The organism is Streptomyces mesophilus, assembly GCF_040300965.1.
Taxonomy (GTDB): domain Bacteria; phylum Actinomycetota; class Actinomycetes; order Streptomycetales; family Streptomycetaceae; genus Streptomyces; species Streptomyces mesophilus_A.
On record NZ_JBEPEW010000113.1, the window covers coordinates 20093 to 27852 of the forward strand.

Genomic DNA, 7760 nt, shown 5'->3' on the forward strand with positions numbered 1-7760 from the left:
CGGTCCATGCAGGGGGAAACCGTGGCGCTGAAGCCTGACTCGACCGCGCCGTACCACTCGGTGCAGCACGCCTTGCGCGTGCTCGAAACCGTGGCGCGGCACGCTGCGGGCGTGACGGATGTCCAGATCGCCCGCGAAACCCGCCTGCCCGCAAAGCAGTTGTCCGCCTTGCTTCTCATGCTGCGCCGTGAGGGCTATGTCCAGCAGGACACCGACGGCGCGTACCTCACCGGCGACGCGCTCTCCCGGCTTGGCTCCGCGTCCCCCGACCGCCAGCAGGCCATCACGGACCAGCTCCAGGTGACGCTCGACCGGCTGCGCGACTCGGTCGGCGCGGCGGTCTACATCAGCCGCTACATCGACGGCGAGGTCCGCATCACGCAGTACGCGGCCGGGCCCGGCACTCCCGCGGTCAACGAGTGGGTGGACTTCCGTTCGGCGGCCCACGCGAGCGCGGTCGGCAAGTCGCTCCTGACGCAGCTCGACCTGAACGGCCGCCGGGACCATCTGTCCCGCCACAAGCCGGCCCGCCTGACCTCGCGCACCATCACCAACGAGCGCCTGCTCTTCAGCCGCCTCGACGCCCAGCCGCCCACGGTGCCCGTCCTCGACCTCCAGGAGTACGCGGTCGGCACGGTCTGCGCGGCGGTCCCGATCACGGCGGGCGCGGCGGTGGGCTGCCTGGCCCTCTCGATGCCGGTCGAACACGCGCACCGCCTACGCGCCGCAGCGGACACGCTGAACCGGGGGGCGGCGCCGGTGCTTTTGTCGCTGGCGATTTGAGGCTTGGGCTTCCGGGGGCGGGTGGCTTTGGGCGGGTGGCTTTGGGGGCCGGTCGGGTGCGGCCGGGGGCCGGGGCCGGGGTGGTTCGCCGGGGTGAGTCCGGGTGAGGTGCTCTGGGGAGCTGGGGAGCTGGGGCGGGAGCGGCCTCGGGCCGGTGACTCCCGGGCGGGCTGGCGTGGCTGAGCGGGCGTGAGTCGGTCGGGGGACCGTATGTCGCGCTGGCGGTCCGTTTTGGGTGTTTCGCGTAGACGATTGGTCCCCCTATCGCCAACGTGCGCCGCCAGGGACTCGAACCCCGGACCCGCTGATGCTGCATTCATCGGGGGATGACCCCCGGACCCCCAGCCGCCTGTTGCGCGCCGAAAGGCCGCCTTCGGGGACACGACTAAGGCCCCCCGCCGAAGCGGAGGGCCTTGGTCTCGCGTGCGCCGCCAGGGACTCGAACCCCGGACCCGCTGATTAAGAGTCAGCTGCTCTAACCAACTGAGCTAGCGGCGCCTGCTGACGTCGTAGACCTTAGCATCCGATTCCGGGGGAGGAAAAATCGATATGCGGACCGCGGACCTGGCCGCCTTCACGCCTGCCCACAGGAGGACCTCGGGGCCCGGCAGCCAGGGGTGACGCGTGTCCGGGGCGACCAGCCAGCGCGAGCCGTCGCGGCCGGCGGGGGTGGTGGCGGGCGCGGGGGCCGGCACCGTCACCGCGTCCCCGATCCCGTGGCACAGCGGCGTCGGCACCGCCTCGCCCCACTCCTCCCAGGCGAGCAGCGACGGCAGCCGGTGCGCGGTGCCGGGGGCGGCGAAGATCAGTGTCCGGCCGCGGTACGTGGCGACAGGCCCGGAGCCCGGGCCCTCCTCCCACAGCCGGTCCAGCATCCGGCGGCCGAAGACCGCCGGGACGCTCACGACGTCGAAGGCGGTCCCGCACGGGAGGACCACGGGGGCGGTCGGCCGCGACTCCCACAGGGCGAGCGTGGAGCGCGGATACGAGGTCGCGGACGCCAGCCATGCGGCGCCCGCGGGCGTCACGAATCCGGCGTGCGCTTCGACGGAGTGCTTACTGGTCAGCCGAGTGCTCATGGCATCTACATGTACCGCCGGTGAGCATTCGGACTCACGGGGTTACCGATTTCCGGGACGCCCGCACCGCCGGTGCAGTACGGTCCGCCCGGCATATGCCACCGCCGTACGCCTGAGGCCTTCCTGCCGTACCCGTGAGGCCCACATTCCGCACCGGTGAGGCCCTCTTGCGGGACCCGGGACAATGGAAGGCGGTCCTCGGGGAATGCCGGGGGCCGCAGACACTGGCGACGGAAGGACCGGCATGGCGGAACCCGAGCGGACACAGCGGCGACTGCGCCCGGCGCCCCTGCTTTTCGAGCCCACCACAGCCGCCGCCGACCCGGAGCACTTCTTCGACCTGGAGTCGATCGAGGACCCCCGGGAACTGCTCGCGCGCGCCACCGAGCTGACCCTCGCGTTCCGCGCCGCGACCGACCGTGCCATCGAGTTCCAGGCCATCGCCGCGGCCCAGCTGGCCGACCCGCATCGCTTCGACCGTCTGACGGCGGCGGCGATCGCGGAGCGGGCGGAGTGGACCGAGGACTATGCGAAGAAGATGGTCGAGTTCGGGCGGGCCCTGTTGCGCGGAGAGCTCAGAGACTGATCGCCCTTTCCTTCGCCACGGCCTCCCGCACCGCCGGCGCGATCTCCGTGGACCAGCGCGCCACCGAGACCGCGTCCTGTGTGCCGCCCTTGGGGGAGAAGAGCGTGAACCCCGCGGCGCCGTGGTCGAGTACCGCGGTGGTGAGTTCCTCGGTCCACTGCGCGACGCTGCCGCCCAGCCACCGCCCCTCGGCGTCCCGGGTGGCCGGGAGCGGGGCGTCCGTGATGCGGCCGGGGAGGTTGAAGACCGTGGCGATGTCGGCGGGCGAGCGGCCGGCCGCGCGGGCCGCCTCGTCGATGACCGGGCGTGAGCTGCGGTAGCGCTCGCTGAGCCAGTCCGCCGCATGGCCCGGGATCCAGCCGTCGGCCACACGGCCTGTGACGGCGAGGGACTTGCGGCCCACCGAGCCCGTCCACACCGGGGGAGCGGCCACCGGGGACGGCGCGATCTCGTGCACCCGGAAGTGCCTGCCCTCGAAGGTGACCGGGGCGCCCCCGCCCGAGAGCTTCCTGACCAGGACGATCGCCTCCTCGAAGGCCTCGACGGCCTGAGCCGGCGTGAGCTTCTCGACGCCCATGTCGGCGATCCGGTCCCAGATCCCGCCCGCGCCCATACCCAGAATGACCCGGCCGTCGCTCAGCGCGGACAGCGACGTGAGTGTGCGTGCCAGCATCGCGGGCGGCCGGGTCGGATTGGTGACGTTGGCGAAGCCGGCGATGTGCCGCGTACGGCCGAGCAGGAAGGCGATCGTGGCGTACGCGTCCAGGCGCTCGCCGAGGTACGGGTGGTCCGAGAGCGAGAAGTGGTCGAGTCCGTCGCGGTCGGCCTGCTGCGCCATGCGGAGCAGCTCGGGGCCCTCGTCGAGGGTGCTGTGCGCTCCGAAGCCGAACAAAGGGAGGGCGGATACGGGGGCGGACATGATGCGACGCCTCCACAGGGATTATTGAGTTCGTGGTACGAACTTTATTAGTTCGCACTACGAACTTCAACCGTTTCCCGTCATCCCGTGCCGCCGTCCGTACGCCGAAACACCTCGGGGACCTCGTTGTCGCGCACGAGGCGGCCGAGCAGTCCGGCGAGCGCCTCGCGCTCTTCGGTCGTCAGGCCGTCGGGCAGGCGGTCGATGCGGCGGCAGGTCTCGTCGTAGAAGTCCCGTGCGAGAGCGGCCCCTTGAGGGGTCAGCGCCACCCGCACCGCGCGGCTGTCCTCGGGGTCCGGCTCGCGCTGCACGAGCCCGTTGCGGGCCGTCCGGTCGACAAGCCCGGTCAGGCTGGACTTGGCGAGTCGCAGCACCGAGCCCAACTCGCCCATCCCGTACGACCGCGCCATCAGTACGCACAGCAACTGCCCCTGCTGCGGGGTGAGTCCGTATTCCCGGCCCGACTCCGCGTACACGGCGTTCACCAGGAATGACGACTGCACCAGCGCGGCCACCACGCCGAGCCGGCCGCTGCCCTTTTCGTCTTTTTCGCCCACGCGGTCAGCGTAACATTGCGATTCGTACTGCGAACTATGACCGGTAAAGCTGTGAACGGTAAAGCTGTGACCTGTAAGGCTGTGAACGGTAAGACTGTGACCCGTGAAGCTAGGGCCGGTACGCAACCCGGTGCTCACTCAGATGAGAAAGCACCGTGTGGTTCGCGTCCCAGCCGTCCGGGAACTTCACCGTGACGCCCAGCTGCACCGGCTCCGTCGACGGATGCTCGTCGAGCAGTTCGGCGACCCCGGACCGGCAGACCACGATGCACGCGTGCCGATGCCGCGAGGCGAGCACGCACAGGCGGCCCGTCTCCAGATGGAAGGCCGTGGCGTCGGGGCGGCCGGAGAGCGGATGGAGTACGACCGTGACGTCGTACTCGCGGCCCTGCAGCCGGTTGGCCGTGTCGACGGTGACGCCCTGAACTCCCAGGTCGGCCAAGGCTGTTCGGACCGCCGCGGCCTGGTCGCGGTGGGCGGTGCCGACGGCGATACGGTCCGCCGTGAGCGGCGCCGGGTCCGGTGAGCGCTCGCTGACGGTGACGCCGCCGCGGTCGAGGAGCCGGCGGACCACCTGGGCCAGCGCCCGTACGGCCTCCGGGTCGGTACGCGGAGTGTGCCGCGCCGGCAGTTCGAGCAGGCCCCAGCCTGAGGCCGCTGCCTCGTCGAGCACGCGGTCGTGCGCGCCGCCGTCGCCGGTGACGCCGAAGCTCAGGGACCGGTCGCCGTGTGAGGTGCCGCTGCGGAACTTCGTATACGGGTAGAAGGCCTCGGAGATCAGCGGTGCCGCGGACGCGGGAAGGCGCCAGGAGACCGGCAGGCGGTGCTGGGGGAGGTGCGGATTGTGGGCGAGCAGGGTGCTGACCGCGCTGGCCGAAGGGTCGTACGACAGGCCCGCCCACTGCTCGGAGCCGACGATGGAGAAGGGGTCCAACTGGCCCGGGTCGCCCACGAACAGCGCGCGTTCGAAGAGCCCCGCGACGGCCAGCAGCGCGTCGGAGCGCATCTGGTACGCCTCGTCGACGATGGCGTGCTGCCAGGGCTCCACGTCCTTGACGTGCGCCCACTTCGCGGCCGTCGACAGGACCACGTCGAGACCGGCCAGGTCGCCGGCCTTCGAGGACGTGCGGACCTGGGGGAGCTCGTCGAGCGCCTTGTCGTAGGCATCGGCGTCGCTGCTGTGCAGCCGGCCGACGGGCAGGTCGGGGTTCTTCTCGGCCAGGCGCAGGACCAGGTCGTCGACCTGGGCGTTGGTCTGGGCGACGACCATCAACGGGCGGCCGGCTGCGGCCAGTTCGAGCGCCGTGTTCACCACGAGGGTCGACTTGCCGGCACCTGGCGGGGAGTCGACGACCACACCGCGGTCCGTGCCGTGCAGGGTGTCCCGCAGGATCGCGGTGGTGGCCTCGGCGGCGGCCGCGGACGGGTCGAAGTCCGAGGGGCCGGCAGGGGCGTTCACAGCAGGTCCTCCGAGGTCAGCGGGTCGGGTCGTTCGGCCGTCGGCTCACCCGGCGGGCCGCCGTGGGTCCAGGGTGTCTGCTCGGCGTCGGGGAGCTTCGCGCCGCCGCGCGCGTCGTGCTCGAAGAGCGTCCAGCACAGCCGGTCGCCCTTCGCGGGCACGGAACCTTCGTCGGGCTCCTTGCCGCGGCCCATCTTGTCCAGGATCCGCAGCACGACGCCGCCCTCGTCGTCGTACCCGACGAACTCGGCGCTCTGCGGCTTGCCTTGGAGCGACCGGTAGACCTTCGCGCCCGCACCGAGATGCGGCTGGTCCTGCGTGCGTACGGTGATCAGCGGGCGCGGCCGCGGGCGCTTGTCCTCGCTGTACGCCATCACCGACTCGGTGACCTCGCCGGTGAAGGCCTCCCCGGTGAGCCGCCGCCCGGCCATGACCAGCGGATCGTCCAGGGCCTCCTGCGCCTCGAGCCGGGCCTGGGCCTCCTCGCGCCGCTGCAGCTTGCGGGCCGCGGTGACCGCGTCGTCGCGGCGCGGCTGCGGGGGCTCACCGGCCAGGACGCGGTCGCGGTGGCCGGTGTACGACCACAGGTCCCGGGTCCAGCGCTCGGCGCTGCGCGGTGCCTCGGGCAGGGTGCGCAGCAGGTCGATCCCGCGCCAGACCGCGTCCCAGGTGGGCCGGGTGCGGCTCTCGATCAGCGAGGCGATCTCCTTTTGCGCGGCGGCCAGTTCACCGAGCCGGTCGTCCGCGTCCAGGCCGTCCTCGGCCGCCTGCAGCGCGGTGCGAGCCCGGTCGAAACGCTCGATGCCGGGTGCGAGCAGCCGGTTGTCGAAGGCCGGATCGGTGGCGGGCCCGGCGGGCGGGCACAGCAGCTGGCCCTCCTTGTCCCGGCCCAGCTCGGCCTCGAACGCCGCCTGCGCACCGCTCTTTCCGTCCGGCGGGTCGATCCATGCGAGCAGCGCCCCCAGATGCTGGTCCTCCAGGCTGGACTGCCCCGTCGCCCAGTGCCGTCCGAGCAGCTCGGTCATCGCCAGGAGCTGTGCGGAGCCCGGCACATGGGCCCGCTCACCGAAGTGCGTCAGCCACCGCCCGAGCAGCGGCACCCTCGGCGGCGCGGGATAGGGCGTGTCCGGGTCCTGCTCGGCGGTCCGCCGGAAACGCATGGAGCGCCCGAGCAGCCGTACGAACTCCACACCGGCCCTGCTCGGCACGATCAACTGCGGTGCGTCCACACACAGTTCGACCTCGACCTTGACCTTCTTGCCGGTCTCCGGGTCCGTCTCGTTGCGCGTCTCGGCCCGGGTATCGCCGGCGAAGGACTCCACGTACGGCAGCAGTTCCTCGGCCAGCTCGGCCAGGAAGGCGAACCGCAGCTCGCGGTCGCGCGGCTGCGGTACGACGAGCAGCCGCGGCCGCTCGCGGTCGGTGCCGACCAGCGCCCCGAGCGGAGCGCCGGCCTCGCCCGCGGTGGTCAACGGCACGAAGACAAGGGGCCGTTCGGACAGGCGCCGGTGCCGCACGGTGGCGGTCGGCTGCGCCCGCCCGCTCCGCACCGCTTCGAGCCGCGCCAAGGTGGAGATCAACGACATGCGGCGCCTCCGTCCCGTACGACTGCGGCCTCTTCCGTACGAGGCGCGGGCGCCGCGGACGCGAGGGCCTCCGCGCGCAGGGCGGCCGCCCTGCGGAGCGCGGCGACCGCGGGGTCGGCCGGGTCGCCGCTCTGGCCGTGCGCGGCGGACAACACCGCGTCCACCGTGGTCAGTTCGCCGAGGTCGCCGCGGAGTGAGCGGCCCAGCGCGGTCACCGCACCGCGTTCGCGGGCCCGGTCGCGGCAGTGGAAGGCGAGCTCGCACGCGGCCAGGCACTCCGGCGCATACGTGGCGGGCACCGACTCGACGGCGGTGGTCAGCTGTTCGGCGGGCTGTTCGAGGTCGAAGGTGGTGCCCGGCGCGAGGGTGCCGGCGATGTCCTCGATGCGGGTGAGGCGGGCCAACTGGCGGCCGGTCACCGCCCGTTGCTTGCGTACGTCGACGACCGAGGCCGTCGGCAGGTTGGAGAAGTCCTTGGGGCAGACCAGCAGGATGCTGTGGGCGACCTCGGGGGACGGATCGAGGCGGGCGGCGATCTGCTCGAGGGCGAGCACATAGACCGCGGACTGGCGGGCGGCGGCGCCGACCTTCGCCGCGTCGGCCGAACCGTCGATCATCGGGAACGACTTGATCTCCACCACCGTCCAGCGGCCGTCGGGGTGCACCACGACGGCGTCCGGCTCAAGAAACGCGGGTGAACCGGCGACGTCAAGGGCGACCATCGGGTGGTCGAGCAGCGTCCAGGTGCCCGCTGCGGCGTCCCGCAGCGCGAGCGCCGTGCGGGCGGCGCG

The 7760-nt window shown here is 72.3% G+C and carries 8 protein-coding genes and 1 tRNA gene; 2 read left to right on the plus strand and 7 right to left on the minus strand.

The window, feature by feature from the left end:
- Positions 1 to 21: 21 nt before the first annotated feature.
- The gene (locus tag ABT367_RS30425; protein ID WP_352256480.1) at positions 22 to 783 is read left to right on the plus strand and encodes an IclR family transcriptional regulator; all 762 of its coding nucleotides are present in this window, start codon (positions 22 to 24) and stop codon (positions 781 to 783) included.
- A 424-nt stretch (positions 784 to 1207) separates the two neighbouring features.
- Here ABT367_RS30425 and ABT367_RS30430 read toward each other — a convergent pair.
- Together ABT367_RS30430 and ABT367_RS30435 are read right to left on the minus strand one after the other, a co-directional pair.
- A tRNA-Lys gene (locus ABT367_RS30430) sits at positions 1208 to 1281 on the minus strand.
- Positions 1272 to 1862, minus strand: a complete 591-nt coding sequence (locus ABT367_RS30435) for a bifunctional DNA primase/polymerase (RefSeq protein WP_352256481.1) — start codon at positions 1860 to 1862, stop codon at positions 1272 to 1274. Before ABT367_RS30435 ends, ABT367_RS30430 begins: the two co-directional genes overlap by 10 nt.
- Before the next feature lie 244 nt (positions 1863 to 2106).
- Between ABT367_RS30435 and ABT367_RS30440 the strand changes: the two genes are divergently transcribed.
- Positions 2107 to 2448 carry a hypothetical protein gene (locus tag ABT367_RS30440; RefSeq protein WP_352256482.1) on the plus strand — a complete coding sequence of 114 codons (342 nt, stop codon included), beginning with the start codon at positions 2107 to 2109 and terminating at the stop codon, positions 2446 to 2448.
- On the opposite strand, the gene ABT367_RS30445 is transcribed toward ABT367_RS30440, so the two are convergent.
- From ABT367_RS30445 to ABT367_RS30465, 5 genes are all read right to left on the minus strand, one after another.
- Positions 2438 to 3367, minus strand: a complete 930-nt coding sequence (locus ABT367_RS30445) for an LLM class flavin-dependent oxidoreductase (protein WP_352256483.1) — start codon at positions 3365 to 3367, stop codon at positions 2438 to 2440. The two genes, ABT367_RS30440 and ABT367_RS30445, sit on opposite strands and share 11 nt — an antisense overlap.
- A gap of 80 nt (positions 3368 to 3447) precedes the next feature.
- Complete coding sequence (locus tag ABT367_RS30450; protein ID WP_352256484.1) at positions 3448 to 3924, minus strand: MarR family winged helix-turn-helix transcriptional regulator; 477 nt, start codon at positions 3922 to 3924, stop codon at positions 3448 to 3450.
- Positions 3925 to 4033: 109 nt separating this feature from the next.
- Entirely contained in the window at positions 4034 to 5383 is a 1350-nt protein-coding gene (locus ABT367_RS30455; protein WP_352256485.1) for an AAA domain-containing protein, read from the minus strand.
- Entirely contained in the window at positions 5380 to 6969 is a 1590-nt protein-coding gene (locus ABT367_RS30460) for a hypothetical protein (RefSeq protein ID WP_352256486.1), read from the minus strand. The genes ABT367_RS30455 and ABT367_RS30460 overlap by 4 nt, the downstream gene beginning before the upstream one ends.
- Positions 6960 to 7760: hypothetical protein (locus tag ABT367_RS30465; protein WP_352256487.1), on the minus strand; the 801-nt coding region annotated here is incomplete at its 5' end. The genes ABT367_RS30460 and ABT367_RS30465, both read right to left, overlap by 10 nt.